Origin of the sequence: Paenibacillus sp. B01 (assembly GCF_009649995.1) — a bacterium.
Classification (GTDB): domain Bacteria; phylum Bacillota; class Bacilli; order Paenibacillales; family Paenibacillaceae; genus Paenibacillus_O; species Paenibacillus_O pasadenensis.
The window spans coordinates 2,240,273-2,256,208 of sequence record NZ_CP045802.1 but is presented as its reverse complement, the minus strand read 5'-3'; the positions used below and the strand labels follow the sequence as shown (position 1 = coordinate 2,256,208).

Genomic DNA, 15,936 nt, shown 5'->3' with positions numbered 1-15,936 from the left:
CAAGCTCCTCTCGCTTACACATTCAAGCTCCGGTTGTATTCCGGCAGGCCGCTAGGCCAGGTCTGTCCTTGCACGGGCGCCAGGACGTCCAGCACTTCCTGCAGCAGCTCCGTGTCGAGCTCCTCTTCCGCCCAGCCGGCATTGCGGCGGATGTTGTCCGGGTTGGCCGTGCTTACGAGCGTAGTCGGGATGCTCTCGTTGGCGACGGAATACTGGATCGCCAGCTTTGAGATCTCCGTTCCTTTGGAGGCGCACAGCTCGGCGGCGCGCTTGCAGGCCGCCTTCAGCTCGCTGCCGGCCGGATGCCAGTCCGGCGCGCCGCGCGTGCCGAGCAGTCCCATCGAGAGCGGAGAAGCGTTCACCAGCCCGACCTGACGAGCCGAGAGCAGCGGCAGCAGCTCGAGCAGCGTGGAGTCGTTCAGCGAGTAATGGCAGTACGAGATGATCGCATCGACCTCGATCTGCGGCAGCATCTGGCGGAACAGCTCAAGCGGCAGGCCGCAGATGCCGGCATGGCGGATCTTGCCCTCCTGCTTCAGCCGCTGGAGCGTCGGCATCGCTTCTTCAAGGATGACGGCCGGCTCCACGAATTCGATGTCATGCAGGAAGAAGAGGTCCACATGGTCGGTATTCAGCCGCTGCAGGCTTTCCTCCAGGCTGGCGGCGATCCGCTTCGACGAGAAGTCGAATTCGTTCTCGCCGTAGCGGCCGGCTTTGGTCGACAAGTAGAAGCTGTCGCGAGGAACGTCGCGAATTGCTTTGCCGAGCACGGTCTCCGCCTTGGTCAAGCCGTAATAAGGCGATACGTCGATATAATTGATGCCGCAGTCCAGCGCTTCGCGGACGGTGCGGATGCTTTCGCTCTCGTCCGTAGTCCGGAATACCGAGCCCAGCGACGAGGCGCCGAAGCTCAGCACGGAGACGTCGAGTCCGGTGCTGCCGAGTTTCCTGTAGTTCACGTTCGGTTCGCTCCTTGAAAGAAGAGTGGGATGACGCTAGAGGATGACGCCGTCCTTGAAGATCGCGATCTCCCGGAAGTCGTTGCGCTCATTGTTCGTCTGCCGCTCGCCCGAGGCGAGCGCGATCACATAATTCCACAGCTCGTCGGCGAGCTGGTCCATCGTGGCATCCTCAAGCAGGCGGCCCGCATTGAAGTCGATCCAGTTTTTTTTGCGCGCGGCCAGCTCGCTGTTCGAGGAGAGCTTGACGGTCGGCACCGGTCCGCCGAACGGCGTCCCTCGGCCTGTCGTGAACAGGACGATATGGGCGCCGCTCGCCGACAGCGCCGTCACCGAGACGAGATCGTTGCCGGGCGCCTCCAGCAGGGCAAGCCCAGGCCGGCTCGCCCGGCCGCCGTACGGCAAGACGTCGGTGACGGCGACCTGGCCGCCCTTCTGCGTGCATCCGAGCGACTTCTCCTCCAGCGTGCTGATGCCGCCGGCTTTGTTGCCGGGAGAAGGATTCTCATAGACCTCCTGCCCATGCCGGATGAAGTAGTTCTTGAAGTCGTTGACGAGCTGCACGATGCCTTGGAAAATCTGCTCGTCGGCCGCCCGGTTCATCAAAATCGTCTCGGCGCCGAACATCTCGGGCACCTCCGTCAGGATCGCCGTTCCGCCCTCCTGCGCCAGCCGATCGGCGACGGCTCCGACGAGCGGGTTGGCGGTAATTCCGGACAGCCCGTCCGACCCTCCGCATTTGAGGCCGAGCTTCAGCTTGGAGACCGGCACCGGCTCGCGCTTGAAGCGCTCGGCGTAGTCGGCCAGCTCGGAGAGCAAGGCCATGCCGGCCTCGAGCTCGTCTTCTTCGTCCTGCAGCTTCATGAATTTGATGCGGTCGGGATCATGCGGCCCGATCGCCTGCTTGAACGAATCGATCCCGTTGTTCTCGCAGCCGAGCCCGGCGACGAGCACGGCCGCCGCATTGGGATGGTTCACGAGCGCGGCCAGCAGCCTTTGCGTATGGACGAGGTCGTCGCCGAGCTGCGAGCAGCCGAACGGATGCGCGAAATGATGCACGCCGTCGATGCGGCCGCCAAAGGCCGCGGTCGCCCGCCGCGCGAGCGTCTCGCAGGTCCGGTTGATGCAGCCGACCGTATTGATGATCCAGATCTCGTTGCGGATGCCGACCTGCCCGTCGGAGCGCAGGTATCCCTGAAACATGCGGCCTGTCGGCCGCTCGGCCGGTGCGATGGCGGCCGCCGGCGCATAGCCGTAATCTTCCTTGATCCCTTGCAGCCCGGTGCGCAAATTATGCGTGTGCACCCACGAGCCCGGCGCGATGTCGCAGACGGCTTTGCCGATCGAATAGCCGTACTTGACGACGTCCTCGCCCGCGCGGGCCGCCCGCGTCAAAATCTTGTGCCCCTTGGGCACGTCGTCCAGCAGCGTCAATGCCGTTCCGTCCTCCAAGATGATGGAGTCTCCGGCTTGGAACGGCTGCAGCGCTACGATGGCCGAATCCTTTTCGGCGAGCCTGATCCAGCTGTTCATGTTTCCTTCCGCTCCCATCCCGCCAGATGATCGGCGACCTCTTCCGCCAGGCCCTTCCAGGCCGACAGATCGATTCCCCATACCGTCTCGTCGGCCAGCAGCCGGCGAACCTTCTCCCGCTCCCCGCAGTCGGCCGACCACGCCTGCTCGATCCGGCCCAGCAGCTCGGCATCGTCGGCGACCCGATACGGCTCTCCGGCGAAGCTCCGGCCTTCATAGCCGTCGCCGCTCCGTTCTACGCGGTAATACCGCAGCAGGGCGGCGAAGCCTAGGGCCAGTCCAGCCGGCACAGGCTCGCCCTTCTCGGCGTAATAAGCCATCGACGGCAGCAAGCGCGCCTTGGCCTTGCTGATGCTGTTCATGGCGATATCCGAGAGCCGGTGGCGGAGATGCGGATTCAAGTACCTCTCGTAAACTTCCGCCGCATAGGCCTTCATCGACTCCGCCGGCTCCGGCAGCGACGGGATGATCTCCGCTTCGACCGTATTCCGGACGAAGCTCCCCAGCTCGGGATGCTCCATCAGCTCGCGCACATGCTCCACGCCATGCAGCAGGCCGAGCGGAGTCATGAGCGTATGGGCTCCGTTCAGGATCCGCACCTTGCGCTGCTGGAACGGCTTGAGATCGGGCGTCCAGTGGACGTTGAAGCCGGCCTGGCGCAGGGGAAGCTCCTCATCCAGCTCCGGCTCGGCCTCGATCGCCCACAGATGGTAAGGCTCGCCCGTCGTCAGCAGCTCGTCGCGATAGCCCCAGCGCTCGAACCAGCGCTCCGCCTCCTCGGCATCCGGGTATCCGGTCACGATCCGATCGACGAGCGTGCTCAGGAACCGGTTGTGCTCCCGCACCCAGGCTTGAAAAGCCTCCGGCAGGCCCCATTCCTCGGCATGCCGCAGCACGCCTTCCCGCAGCCGGTCGCCGTTGCGCTCGAGCAGCTCGCACGGCAGGAAGATCAGCCCCTTGTCCGGCGCCCCCGCGAACGTCTCGTAGCGGCGCAGCAGCAGCAGCGTCATCTTGGCCGGGAACGACTCCGGCGGCTCGCCCGGAACCATCGGCTCGGAGCGGTAGGCGAGCCCCGCTTCGGTCGTATTGGATACGACGAACCGGAGCTCGGCGCCATCCGCCAGCGCAAGGAACGACGCCCACTCCTCGTAAGGATCCAGCACGTTGGAGAATACGGAGACGACGCTCCGGCGCTCGATCCGCTCGCCTCCCTCCAGGCCGCGGATGACGAGGGTGAACAGTCCGTCCTGCGCAGCCAGCTTCTCGATCTTGCGCTTTCCCGATCGGCGGGGCTGCACGACCGCGACGCTGCCAGGGAAAAGTCCTTGCTTGCGGCAGCCGTCGAGCATCCAGTCCACAAAACCGCGCAGGAAGTTGCCTTCTCCAACCTGCAGCACCCGCACCGGGTCGGAACCAGCGCTTGTAAAGCGGCCGTCTTCCGCTGCGGCCAACAGCGTTTCGGTAAGTAACGACGCCATCGCATAGCGCCTCCTTTTTGTTCGCTTGCCTTCATCTTATAAGATAAAATGGATTATAAACATAACCTGTAATTGCTTTAACATTCTCTATTTTGATATATTGAACGAACGATGAGGACATGGAGGAGGTTTCCCGTGCAGCCGTTTCGCAAGCCCTTTCAACTGGATCCTGTCTTTCCGTTCGAGCTCGTTCTTCAAGGCGTCCGCCGCTACGAGACCGAGCTTCCCGACCATCTGCACGATCTGTATGAGCTCGTCTATGTCCATGCCGGCCAAGGCACCTTTTTCATCGACGGCTCCCTGTACGAAAAAAAAGCCGGGGACTTGTTCCTCATCCCCGGCAACACCGTCCATCGCGCGTTTCCTTCTTCCGGCGACCCGATCGTATCGACAGCCTTGTTTTTCGCTCCCTCCCTCGTCCATGCCGAATCGCTCGACGACGGCCATCACCCGCTCCGCTGCTTCGAGCGGGCCCGCAAAAGCAAGCAGCACAAGGCCGAGCTGACGCAGCCGGCGCGGCTGGCCGTCGAAGCGGCCATCGAGGCGATCGCAGACGAGCTCCAGACGGCAGCCGCCGGCTATCGCCATGCGGTCAAGCTTCATCTGCAGCAGCTTCTGCTTGCGCTCAGCCGGCTGCCGATGCATGAGGAAGCTCCCCGCAGCGATCTCCTGCCCGGTCCGAAATGGGTCCATGACGCGCTGCGGACGATCGACCGCGATCCGATCCGCTGCGGCGGCCTCAAGGAGCTGGCCTCTGCCGCCTGCGTCAGCGCGCCTCACTTTTCACGCGTGTTCAAGCAGATGACCGGCATGAACGTGACGGACTATGTCGGCGCCAAGCGGCTCGTCGCCGCCAAGGAACGGCTGCTCTCCACGGACGACAACGTAGAGGCGATCGCCAATGACTGCGGCTTCCTCGGTCTGCCGCATTTTTACCAGGCGTTCAAGAAGCTGACGGGCATGACCCCGCGCGGCTACCGCCTGCAGAGCCGGCTTGAGCCGAAGGAATGAACCGATTCAGCCGAGACGCAGAGGCCGCGGCTCGACGCTACTGGCTCCAGCTGCGGTAGCTCGACGGCGACTCGTTGAAGATCTTCTTGAACACGCTGCTGAAGTAGCCCGGCTCCGAGAATCCGACCTGCTGCGCGATTTCATAGGTTTTCAGCGTCGTATTGCGCAGCAGCTCAGCCGCTTTCTGCATGCGGTATTCCGTCACGTATTCAATATAGGTGCGGCCGATTTCATTTTTGAACAGCGCGCTTATATAGCTGAGGCTGAGATGGACATGCCGGGACAGGTCCTGCATCGCCAGCTCCGGATCGGCGTAGTTTTGCGCGACATATTCCTTGATCCGGGCCACATAGACGCTGTTGCTCTTCGCATGGGCCTCGATATGGGCGCTGCACTTCAAATACAGCTCATGCACCCACTGCTTGATGTTGAGCAAGCTCTTGATCTGCCGCAGCGTCTCGGACACCGGGACCTCCCTTCCGAACATGGCCTCGACGCTCACATTCATGTCGATGAATTTCTGCAGCATCATGGCGACGAGCTTGATCCATTCATCGACGCACACCTGCTTGTCGAATTTCTGCAGGATCATGTAGTCGTAAAAGCTTTCCAGCTCGCGCGCGACCCGCTTGTCCTCGCGCGCTCCGACAGCCTGCAGCACCGAGCTGCGGATGGTCGCCAGGCCGCCTGTAAAATCCGTGGAGCTCTGCTCGACGCGATCCCCGTCGACGATGACGTCGTTGCCGATGAAGAATTTATACTCAATCGCTTTTTTCGCGATGACATACGATTTGGACAGCTCTCGGAGCGACTTGACGAAGCTTCCCACCCCGGCGGAAATCGTGATCTTCAAATATTGCCCGCTGGCCTTTTTCAGCTCGGCGATAGAGGCCTTCGTCTTTAGGACCGCCGCCTGCTTGCTTTCTTCCAGGTAGGAAAAAACAATCGCGATTTCATTTTCGTCCGTGCGGAAGACGCTGCAGTCTTCCCGGTTCTGGAGCAGCTCCGATACGAGATTGTACAAAGCAAAATTCGTCAGCTTCCGTTCATCCGGATGAATCGAGGCGCTCCCGCCCAGAACGCGGTCGTAATCGAGCAGGCAGATGCCGTGCCACTGGCACGCTCCGTTGAAGCTCATCTTCGCGATCGCTTCGCTGTCGATGTACAGGCTTTCATAAATCAGGCCGTTCAAATAGCGGCTCCGCATGTAGGGCAGGCTTTCGTTCACCTTTTCGTTCAACGCCTCGTATTCAAGCTGCTTTTCTCTTTTTTTATCCAGTCCGGCCACGACAGTCGTCAAAATCTCGATCGACTCGTCCTTGGTCAACGGCTTCAAAATGTAGTCGCTTACATGAAGCCGCAGCGATTCCCTCACATAGGCGAAATCGTCGTAGCCGGTCACGACAATGATCTCGCAGTCGTTTCCGGCGTCTTTCAGCATTCGGACAAGCTCCAGTCCGTTGACCTGAGGCATGTTGATATCCACGATTGCAATGTCCGGCCGAACGCGCTGGATGAGCTCGAATCCTTCGATGCCGTCCTGCGCGCCTCCTGCGTATTCAAGACCGAGCGAGGGCCAGTCGATTTGTTTCCGCATCCCTTCCCGGACGATATTCTCATCGTCGACGATTACGATCTTGTACAAGGCAACTCCACCTTCAGGATCCAGATTCACAGCCAGCTAACAAACGAACCAGGGGATGATCCATCCCCTGGCTTCCGGCTTTTTTCACGATTATACTCTGCTTGCTACTTCAACGGATAGAGGGCCGCTTGCGAAGCCGGATCTTCCATATTGTCCGTCGCCACGAGCGTCGTGCCCGTGTCGATGCTTTTCGTCACCTCGGCTCCGCTGAACGAATTCACGAGCTGCTTGATGCCTTCGACCCCCATCGTATACGGCATCTGCACGGCTACGGCCTTGATGATTCCATCCTTCAGCAGCGGAATGACGTCGTCGGAGGAGTCGAAGCCGACGAGGATCGTTCCCGTGACGTTCTTTTCCTTGAAGGCACGGCCCGCGCCGACGACGCTAGGCTCGTTGGCGGCGAAGAGAGCGGTCAGATCCGGATGGGCGGTAAGGATGTCCTGCGTGACGGAGAGCGCTTTCGTCTTGTCGCTCTGGCTGTACTGGGTCGTGACGATCTTCATGTCGGGATGCTCGGCGATCGCTTTCTTGAAGCCGTTTTCCCTTGCCGTATTGGAGCCTGCTCCCGGCTGGAAGCCGAGAATGGCGACCGTTCCTTTGCCGCCGACCATTTCCGCGAGCTTTTTGCCGACCTGGTAGGCGGCGTCCTCGTTGTTCGTCGTCGCATAGCTCAGGTAGTTTTCGGTATTGATGCCGGAGTCGATGATGACGACGGGAATGCCCGCCTTGGACGCCTTGTCGACGGCCGGCACGAGCGCGTCCGAATCGGAAGGAGCGAGTACGATTCCGTCCACCTTCTGGTTGATGGCCGTCTCGACCAGGTTCACTTGGCCGTTGATATCCGTCTCGCCGCCGGCGGCGCCGGTGAAGTACATGTCGACGCCGTTCTTTTTCGCTTCTTCCTCGGCTCCCTTTTTGACCGTCTGCCAGTACGGAGCATCGGTCGATTTGACGATGACGGCAATTTTCTTCTGCTTGTCGCCGCCGGCCGCATTGCCGCCGCCGCTTGCATTTTCCGCCGCGCCGTTGCCGGAGCTGCCCGAATTTCCGCATCCCGCCGCAAATGCGACCAAGCATGCTGCCACCATAAGAGCTGCAACCTTTTTAATCGGCTTCACATTTCTTCCTCCTTAGATAGGTCCATCTATTTTTATGGAAAATTCCATTTGAAACCGTCTCGAGCGGCGCCGCCTCCGATCAAGCGAGGGCGTGGCCTTTTCTGCGGCGAAGCGTATCCATGTAGACGGCGATGATGATGACCGCGCCGATGGCAATCTGCTGCCAGAATGCATTGACGTTGAGCAGGTTCAAGCCGTTGCGCAGGATGCCGATGATGAAGGCCCCGATGATCGTCTCCCGGATCTTCCCGGATCCGCCCGCCGGGCTCGTTCCTCCGATGATGGCGGCGGCAATGGCGTCCAGCTCGTAGCCGGTGCCTGCCGTCGACTGCGCGGAGACGAGCCGGGAAGCCATCATGATGCCGGCGAAAGCGGCCAGCGAGCCGGAGATGACATACACCCAGATTTTCGTCTTCTGGACGTTGATGCCCGAGAGCACCGCTGCGTCCTCGTTGCTGCCGAGGCAGTACACGTAGCGTCCGAACCGGCTCTTGCGCAGGATGAACCCGAAGACGATCGCCAGCACGAACATCTCGATCATCGGGATCGGAATCCGGCCGATGCTCCCGCCGCCGATGAAGTAGAACTCCTCCGGCAAGCCCGATACCGGCATCGCTCCCGTGATGACGTAGGCGACGCCCCTGGCGATGCTCATCATGCCCAAGGTGGCGATGAACGGCGCGATGTTCAGCTTGGCGATGACGAGTCCGTTGATCCATCCGCATACGGCCCCGATCAGGATGCCGGCGACGATCGCCAGCCAGATCGGCGTTCCGGCGACCATCAGCTTGCCTGTGACGACCCCGGAGACCGCCAGGATCGAGCCGACGGACAAGTCGATGCCCGACGTGATGATGACATACGTCTGCGCGATGGCCAGGATGCCGATGACCGACGTCTGCAGCGCGATCGTCAACAGGTTGTCGACGGTGAAGAAATGATCCGAAAGAATGGAGAAGACGAGGCTCATGACAAGCAGTCCAAGCAGAATCCCGAATTTATGCAAGACTTTCCGTGTGTAATCCGTCGCCGATCTTTTCATTGCTACGGTTTGCCCGTCCAATGCTTCCACTTCCTTTGTCGATAATTAATGGATGGCGTGAGACAGGATGCCGACCTCCGTCAAGTCCTCCGCATCCAGTTCTCCTGTCACGCGGCCTTCCCTCATGATGACGACGCGGTCGCTGATGCCGATGATCTCCGGAAGCTCCGAAGAAATCATGATCACGCCGATGCCCTCCTGCACGAGCCGGTACATCAGCTCGTACACCTCGTACTTCGCTCCCACGTCGATGCCGCGCGTCGGCTCGTCGAAGATGACGATCCGGGACTGCTTCGCCAGCCATTTGCCGATGATCACCTTCTGCTGGTTGCCGCCGCTCAGGTTTTTGGCCAGCTGATGAATGGACGGCGTCTTCACGCGCAGATCCTGGACGTATTTCTCGGAAGTCAGCGCCGCTTTCCTATCGCTCACCACGCCGACGCTCGTTATTTTCTCGAGGCTCGGAAGCGTGATGTTGTACTCGATCGACAGATCGAGCGCCAGGCCGTCCTTTTTGCGGTCTTCGGTCAAGTAGGCCAGCCCGTAGGCGATCGCATCGTACGGAGCCCTGACCTTCATCGGCTCTCCGAAGATGCGGACATCGAACTGATCGACTCGATCCGCTCCGAAAATCGCTCGCGCCAGCTCCGTCCTGCCCGATCCCATCAGCCCGTAGATGCCGAGAATCTCGCCCTTGTAGAGCTTCAGGTCCTCCACATCCAGCTTCGTGCCTCTGCGGATCTTGTTGACCTGGAGCAGCACCTCCGACCGGTCGGCCTTCGTGTGCGGCTTCGGCGGGAACTTTTCGCTCAGGTCCCTCCCCACCATGGAGGAGATCAAGCTGTTCATCGTCATGTCCTGGAAGCGCTCCGTCTTGATGTAGCTGCCGTCTCTGAGGATCGTGACGCGATCGCAGATCTCGTTCAGCTCTTCGAGACGATGGGAGATGTAGATGATGCCGACGCCGTTTTTCTTCAGGTTGCGGATGACCTTGAACAGCTCCTTGATCTCCGATTCCGTCAACGCCGCCGTCGGCTCATCCATGACGAGAATCTGCGCGTCCATCGACAGCGCCTTGGCGATCTCGACCATCTGCTGCTCGGCGACGCTGAGCCTTCCGACCTGTTGATCCGGGTCGAGCTTCAGGTCCAGCATGTCGAGCACTTCGCGCGTCTTTCTTTTCAGCTCGCGGTCGTCGATCACGAAGTTGAAAAGAGCGTGTTTCGGTTCTCTGCGGATGAATATATTTTCCGCAATCGTAAGATCCGAGAATAAATTGAATTCCTGGAATATAATGCTTATCCCTCGTTTTTGCGCTGAATCCGGATCAAGGTCGACGACCTCCTCGCCCTTGATGAAGATCCGGCCCTCGTCTTTTTTATAGACGCCGGCCAGAATTTTCATCAGCGTCGATTTCCCCGCCCCGTTCTCGCCGATCAAGGCGTGCAGCTCGCCGCTCTGCAGCTCGAGATCTACCCCTGACAACGCTTTCACTCCGGGAAACGACTTTACGATTCCATTCATTCGCAACAGCTCCGTCAAGCTCTTCACCACCGTTTTGCTTTTAGTCGTCCTGCTGCCCTGTCTCCTGCTCCTTCGATTATAGGTCTCGCGGCAGAATTGCATAATAAAGAAATCTATGATGAATATATAAAAATCTCTAAAAAAAACACCCTCCGGATTGCTGCCGGAAGGTGTTGCATGATGACGAATGGCGAAGCTATTCTGCGAACGGGAAGAGCAGCTTTTCGTTTTGCGGCGAGTACATCGTCTCTTTCGTAATGAGCTCGTAGCCGGTAAGGATCGTTTCGCTCTTGTCCTTCAGAGCGGATATGATGCTGGCATATCCCATGTTGAACGGCTTTTGGACGACGATGGCCTGAATGATCCCGTCCTCGAGCCCCTTGATGATCAGCCGCGAGCTGTCGAAGCCGACGACGCTGATCCGGTCCTGGACGCCCAGCTCGCGAACCGCGATCGCAATGCCCTCGAGCGCCTGCTGATTGACGCCGTAGAGGCCGGTCACGTTCGGATTTTTCCGCAGGAGCTCCTTGGTCAGATGGTAGCTCTTGTCGACATTCTCCTGGCTGTACTCCTTGAACGCGATCGATGCGCGGCTGTCCGCAGAAGCCTCCACCGCCTCCTTGAAGCCTTTCTCGCGGTCGATGGCCGTCGTCGCGTTCATCGTCGAGCTGACGATGCCGATCTCCCCCCCGGCCCGGAGCCGGTCCAGCAGATGATGGCCCAGATCGCCGGCGGCCGCTGCATTGTCAGTCGTAATGAAGCTCCTGCTGACGTCCGAGTGGATGTCCGAGTCGAGCAGCAGCAGCTTGATGCCGTGATCGGCCACCTGCTTCGCCGCATCGCTCAGCAAGTACTGATCGACGGCGGAGATGATGATCGCGTCCGGCTTCTTTTCGATGGCGCGCTTGACGAGCTCGATCTGCTCCTGCGCGTCGTTCTCGTATTTCGGTCCCCAGAAGACGAAGTCGCAGCCATGCTCCTTCGCCGCGGCTTGGGCGCCGGCCCGGATGAGCCTCCAGAATTCATAATCCTCGCGGTCCACCTTGACGATCATGTAGATCACCGGCCTCTTCGGCGAATCGAACACAGTTCTGCTCAGAGCGAGCAGCCCGCCTAGCAGGATGGCCGCGCAAGCGGCAGCGAACAGGCTTTTCTTGACTTTCATCCGCATCCGAAGTCCACCTCCGCTATTCCACGATCGGCAGGAAGACCGTGACGGTCGTGCCTTCGCCTGGAACGCTCTCAAACTGAAGTCCGTACGACAAGCCGTAGCTCAGCTGGATTCGCTGATGCACGTTGATGATCGCTACGCCGCCGCTCGTGAGCGGCTCGTCCTCCTTGAAGATGAGCAGCCTCGCCAGCTTCTCCTTGCTCATGCCGACGCCGTCGTCCCGCACCTGCAGGGTGAGCCTGTCCCCGCTCCGCTTGCCGGAGATCCATATCTTTCCGCCGCCGGGCTTGTTCTTGATGCCATGATACAAGGCGTTCTCGACGAGAGGCTGCAGCAGCGTCTTCAGCATCTTGTACGAGTAGAGGTCCTGGTCGATCCCGATCTCGTACTCCAGCTTGCTCTCGTAGCGGATTTTCTGGATGACGAGATAATATTTGATATGCTCGATCTCCTGATAGACCGGGATGATGTCATGGCCCCTGCTCAGGCTGAGGCGGAAATATTTCGACAGCGCCGACGTCATCCTGACGACCTTCTGATGCTCGCCCTGCTCCGCGGTCCAGATGATCGTATCCAAGGAATTGTACAGGAAATGCGGATTGATCTGGGCATAAAGCGTCTTCAGCTCGCTTTTCCGCAGCTCCGATTGATCCTCTTCGATCTTGAGCAGCAGGCTTTTGATCCGGCGCACCATGATCGAGAACGTATGGGCCAGATGGGCGACCTCGTTCCTGCCGGATACGCGGATGTCCAGATCGAGGTCGCCCTTCTCCACGCGCTTCATCATCTTCTCCAGCTGGGACAGCGGCCCGGACAGATTCGAGGAGACCTTGATCGATATGACCGTCGCGACGATCAGGCAGACGAGCGTGAGGAGCACCATGATCTTCATGAGCACTTCTTTTTGAATCAATATATCGTCCATATAGGTCACGCCGACGACCTTCCAGTCGATCGACTGCAGGCTTTGGACCGTGACGATGCGGCTGACGCCATCCTGCTTGTCGTTGAAGCTGCCGTTCTCGGTCTGAAGAAGGCGGGCCGTATCTTCTTTTTTGACGTTGGAATGGATGAGCTGCTGGCTGGGATGATAGACCATCTCGCCTCGGCTGTCCATGAGGAACAAGTAGCCGCGCTCCCCGATCTCCACGTTGCTGCATAGATCCGTGAACACCTTGTAGTTCATGTCGATGAGCAGCACGCCGACGAACTGATCCTGCTCGTCGTAGATGGCGCTGCTCAAGGAGACGACCCACGGATACTGGTCGACGATGAAGTTCTGCACATGGGAGGAGGACAGCACGGGCTCGCCTCCAGCCTCGACCGCTTGCCGATACCAGTCCAGGCTGGCGACATCCGTATTCCCTTTGATCTGATAATCGTCTTTGTCGGCCAGCAGGATCTCATTCCGGTTCAGCAGCACGATCGTCACGATATCGCTGCGCGTCTGGGGAATCGTCTTCACCAGCACGTCGCCTTCCTTGGCGGAGGAATACCGGATGATCGACGAGATGTCCTGCATGTAGTTCACATAGTAGTCGATGTTCCGGCCGATCTGAGCCGTGATCTGGCTGGCCGAGGCCTTGGCCTCGCGGGTGATGACCTGTACCGATAAATAATAAAACACGCTGTCCAGCACGATGATCAAGCCGATGATCATCAGCCCGATATTCGTCAGGATCTGCATCTGGATCGATCTGAAGTTGCGGAACTTCATGCGGCGCCGGTCCCCTCCCGCTATGCTAGAACGCGTCTACCTGTCGAAGATCATGCTCCGTCCGAAGCCGCCTCTTCCTTTCCTCCCCGAAAGACAAGCCGATAAACCGCTCCCGCCCGGGTCGAAAAGACAACCGCTCCGGCAGCATCCGTCTTCGCCTCGACCTTGCCGCCGTCCTCGTCCCGCACTTCGAACGGCTGGCAGCTGACGATCGCGCAAGCGCTGCCGGCGTCGGAGCGCAGCTCCGCCTCCGTCAAGCGGCCGTCACGCCAGGCCATGCCGACCTCGAAGCCGCCTCTCGCCCGCAAGCCGCGGACCGAGCCTTGCGGCCACGCCTGCGGCAATGCCGGCAGCAGCTCGATCCGTCCTTCATGAGACTGCAGCAGCAGCTCCGTGATGCCGGCCGTAGCCGCGAAATTGCCGTCGATCTGGAACGGTGGATGCGCGTCGAACAGATTCGCATACACGCCGCCGCCCTCGTATTCGGTCGGCTCGTTCGGACGCACCAGCCGCAGCAGGTTCGAGATGAGCCGAAACGCCCGGTCGCCGTCCTTGAACCTTGCCCACAGGCCGATTTTCCAGCCCAGGCTCCATCCTGTCCCGCCGTCGCCCCGGATGTCGAGCGACGTCCTTGCGGCCTCGAACTGCTCCGGGACGCTGCCCTTCGTCACGATCCTGCCCGGATAAACTCCCACGAGATGGGAGACATGCCGATGATGCGGGTCCTCGTCCTCATAGTCGCGGCTCCATTCCTGCAAGCGGCCTCGGTCGCCGATCCGGATCGGATGCAGCTTTTGCCGGGCCTGCTCGAGGGTGTGCGCGAACTCCTCGTCCAGCCCCAGCTCCGCCGCCGCGAGCTGGCAATTGTCGAACAGCTCCGCGATCAGCATCAGATCCATCGTCGCCGATTCGGTGACGGCATGCTTTTGCCCCGCGAGCACGAATTTATGCTCCGGCGAGGTGGACGGCGAGGTGATGAGCTGGCCGTGCTCGTTTTCGACGAGCCAGTCGAGCGCGAACAGCGCCGCCTCCTTCATGATCGGGTAGGCGCGCTCCCTCAGGAATTCCGCATCCGAGCTGAAGGCGTAATGCTCCCACAGATGCTGGGTCAGCCACACGCCTCCCATCGGCCACATCGTCCAGACCGGGTCCCCTCGGCCATAGTCGCCGACGGGAGCCGTCTGCGCCCATAGATCCGAGTTGTGATGCGCCACCCAGCCTCGCGCTCCGTAATTGACCTCGGCCGTCTTGGCGCCATTGGCCGCCAGCCGGCCGATATAGTCGAGCAGCGGCTCGTGAAGCTCGGCCAGGTTGCCGCTTTCGGCAGCCCAGTAGTTCATCTCCGCGTTGATGTTGAGCGTGAAATTGCAGCTCCACGGCGCCCGCGTCTCCTCGTTCCAGATGCCTTGCAGATTGGCCGGCTGGCTGCCCGGACGCGAGCTGGCGATCAGCAGATAGCGTCCATAATGGAACAGCAGCTCGACCAGTCCCGGATCGTCCGCTCCGTAGTCGGCGATCCGCCGATCCGTCGGCAGCGAGTCCGGCGCCTTGCTGCCGCCCAGATGGAGCGAGACTCGGTCGAACAGCCGCGAGTGGTCCTCCGCATGGCGCTGCCGCAGCTCCTCGTAGCGGCGGACGCGCGCCTGCCGCATCGTCTCCAGCGTGAGCCGCTCCGGCCGGATCGCCTCGTCGCTCGCTCCCAGGCGCGGATGGAAAGAAGTCGCTGCGCTGAACAGCAGCGTAGCCGATGTCGCATCCTGGACATGGAGCCCGTCCGCGTCCGCCCGCAGCGTGCCGCCCTCCAGCTCGACCGCCAGGCGGCCGTGGAACGACAGCCCCTTGCTCTTGCCGTCAGCGCCGTAGCGGACGGGCTGCTCGGTATCGTGGTAGCTCGGCGAGACATGCTCCGGCGCGAAGCCGAACAAAGTGAAATCTCCCTCGTCCGCCGCCGTCGCATGGCGCAGCGGGCTGTCCAGGCGCGCCCGGAAGCTGAGCGCGCCTGTCCGATCGGCAGACAGGCGGACGACGATCGCCTGGTCGGGATGCGAGGCGAACACTTCGCGCTCGTACGTCACCCCTCCGATCGAATACCGCACCGTCGCCATGCCGCGGGCGAGGTCGAGCTTCCGCTCGTAGCTGCCATAGCTGATCTGCCCATGCTCCATGCTGAGCAGCAGATCGCCGAACGGCAAGTACGACTGCGTATACGGTCCCATCAAGCATTGCTGGGCAAGCCGATCCGCCTCCGCATGCTTTTCCTGAGCGATCAAGGCGCGAATTTCCGGCAAGGCTTCCTTCGCTCGCGGGTTGTTCCAGTCCGTCGGATAGCCGGACCAGAGCGTGTCCTCGTTGAGCGCGATCCGTTCCTTCTCGATGCCGCCGAATATCATGGCGCCTAGCCTTCCATTGCCGACGGGCAGCGCCTCGACCCAATGGACGGCGGGGGAATTGAATTGAATGTTCATCGTGGATAAACCCTCCCGATCATGTCGATTTCGATTGGTGCATCAGTAGCACGAACAGATCTATGGCCCGTCAAGTCCGCAAGCGATGCAGAGGATCCTGAGAACGCTTACGAAAAGCAGGAATGAACCCAGCATAAAGCATCGACGGCTGCAGGACAATGATGGATTCTCCTTTCCTATCATCCACAGGTAAAAGCTGGCCGTCCTATCCAGAGACTCAAGCTCATCAAGCGATCAAGGACGGCCAAGAGGCCGGCCATCTCTCCCGAG

The 15,936-nt window shown here is 60.4% G+C and carries 11 protein-coding genes; 1 reads left to right on the top strand and 10 read right to left on the bottom strand.

Annotated features, from left to right (window positions below):
* Window positions 1-14: 14 nt before the first annotated feature.
* From GE073_RS09605 to GE073_RS09595, 3 genes are read right to left on the bottom strand one after another with little or no spacing between them, the layout of a single operon-like run.
* Window positions 15-959, bottom strand: coding sequence for an aldo/keto reductase (locus GE073_RS09605; protein ID WP_153783361.1), 945 nt, complete (start codon window positions 957-959; stop codon window positions 15-17).
* Window positions 960-995: 36 nt separating this feature from the next.
* A complete protein-coding gene (locus GE073_RS09600) occupies window positions 996-2,492 on the bottom strand; it encodes a UxaA family hydrolase (RefSeq protein ID WP_153783360.1) in 1,497 nt (498 codons plus the stop codon).
* Window positions 2,489-3,970: a tagaturonate reductase gene (locus GE073_RS09595; RefSeq protein WP_153783359.1), complete on the bottom strand. Its 1,482-nt coding sequence runs from the start codon at window positions 3,968-3,970 to the stop codon at window positions 2,489-2,491. Before GE073_RS09595 ends, GE073_RS09600 begins: the two co-directional genes overlap by 4 nt.
* A 135-nt stretch (window positions 3,971-4,105) precedes the next feature.
* Here GE073_RS09595 and GE073_RS09590 point away from each other — a divergent pair, with 135 nt between their 5' ends.
* Window positions 4,106-4,981 carry an AraC family transcriptional regulator gene (locus GE073_RS09590; RefSeq protein WP_153783358.1) on the top strand — a complete coding sequence of 292 codons (876 nt, stop codon included), beginning with the start codon at window positions 4,106-4,108 and terminating at the stop codon, window positions 4,979-4,981.
* A 37-nt stretch (window positions 4,982-5,018) separates the two neighbouring features.
* On the opposite strand, the gene GE073_RS09585 is transcribed toward GE073_RS09590, so the two are convergent.
* From GE073_RS09585 to GE073_RS09555, 7 genes are all read right to left on the bottom strand, one after another.
* On the bottom strand, window positions 5,019-6,626 hold the full coding sequence (locus GE073_RS09585; protein WP_153783357.1) for a response regulator: 1,608 nt from the start codon (window positions 6,624-6,626) through the stop codon (window positions 5,019-5,021).
* 104 nt (window positions 6,627-6,730) lie between these two features.
* Complete coding sequence (locus tag GE073_RS09580; RefSeq protein WP_180968489.1) at window positions 6,731-7,702, bottom strand: ABC transporter substrate-binding protein; 972 nt, start codon at window positions 7,700-7,702, stop codon at window positions 6,731-6,733.
* Window positions 7,703-7,826: 124 nt separating this feature from the next.
* Window positions 7,827-8,717 (bottom strand): ABC transporter permease, encoded by an 891-nt coding sequence (locus GE073_RS09575; RefSeq protein ID WP_228551403.1) that lies wholly within the window; start codon window positions 8,715-8,717, stop codon window positions 7,827-7,829.
* Window positions 8,718-8,834: 117 nt separating this feature from the next.
* Complete coding sequence (locus GE073_RS09570; protein ID WP_101808952.1) at window positions 8,835-10,313, bottom strand: sugar ABC transporter ATP-binding protein; 1,479 nt, start codon at window positions 10,311-10,313, stop codon at window positions 8,835-8,837.
* Window positions 10,314-10,509: 196 nt separating this feature from the next.
* Window positions 10,510-11,484 (bottom strand): substrate-binding domain-containing protein, encoded by a 975-nt coding sequence (locus tag GE073_RS09565; protein ID WP_153783356.1) that lies wholly within the window; start codon window positions 11,482-11,484, stop codon window positions 10,510-10,512.
* Window positions 11,485-11,500: 16 nt separating this feature from the next.
* Window positions 11,501-13,201, bottom strand: coding sequence for a sensor histidine kinase (locus tag GE073_RS09560; protein ID WP_101808950.1), 1,701 nt, complete (start codon window positions 13,199-13,201; stop codon window positions 11,501-11,503).
* 50 nt (window positions 13,202-13,251) lie between these two features.
* Window positions 13,252-15,666: a glycoside hydrolase family 95 protein gene (locus GE073_RS09555; protein WP_153783355.1), complete on the bottom strand. Its 2,415-nt coding sequence runs from the start codon at window positions 15,664-15,666 to the stop codon at window positions 13,252-13,254.
* Window positions 15,667-15,936 lie beyond the last annotated feature (270 nt).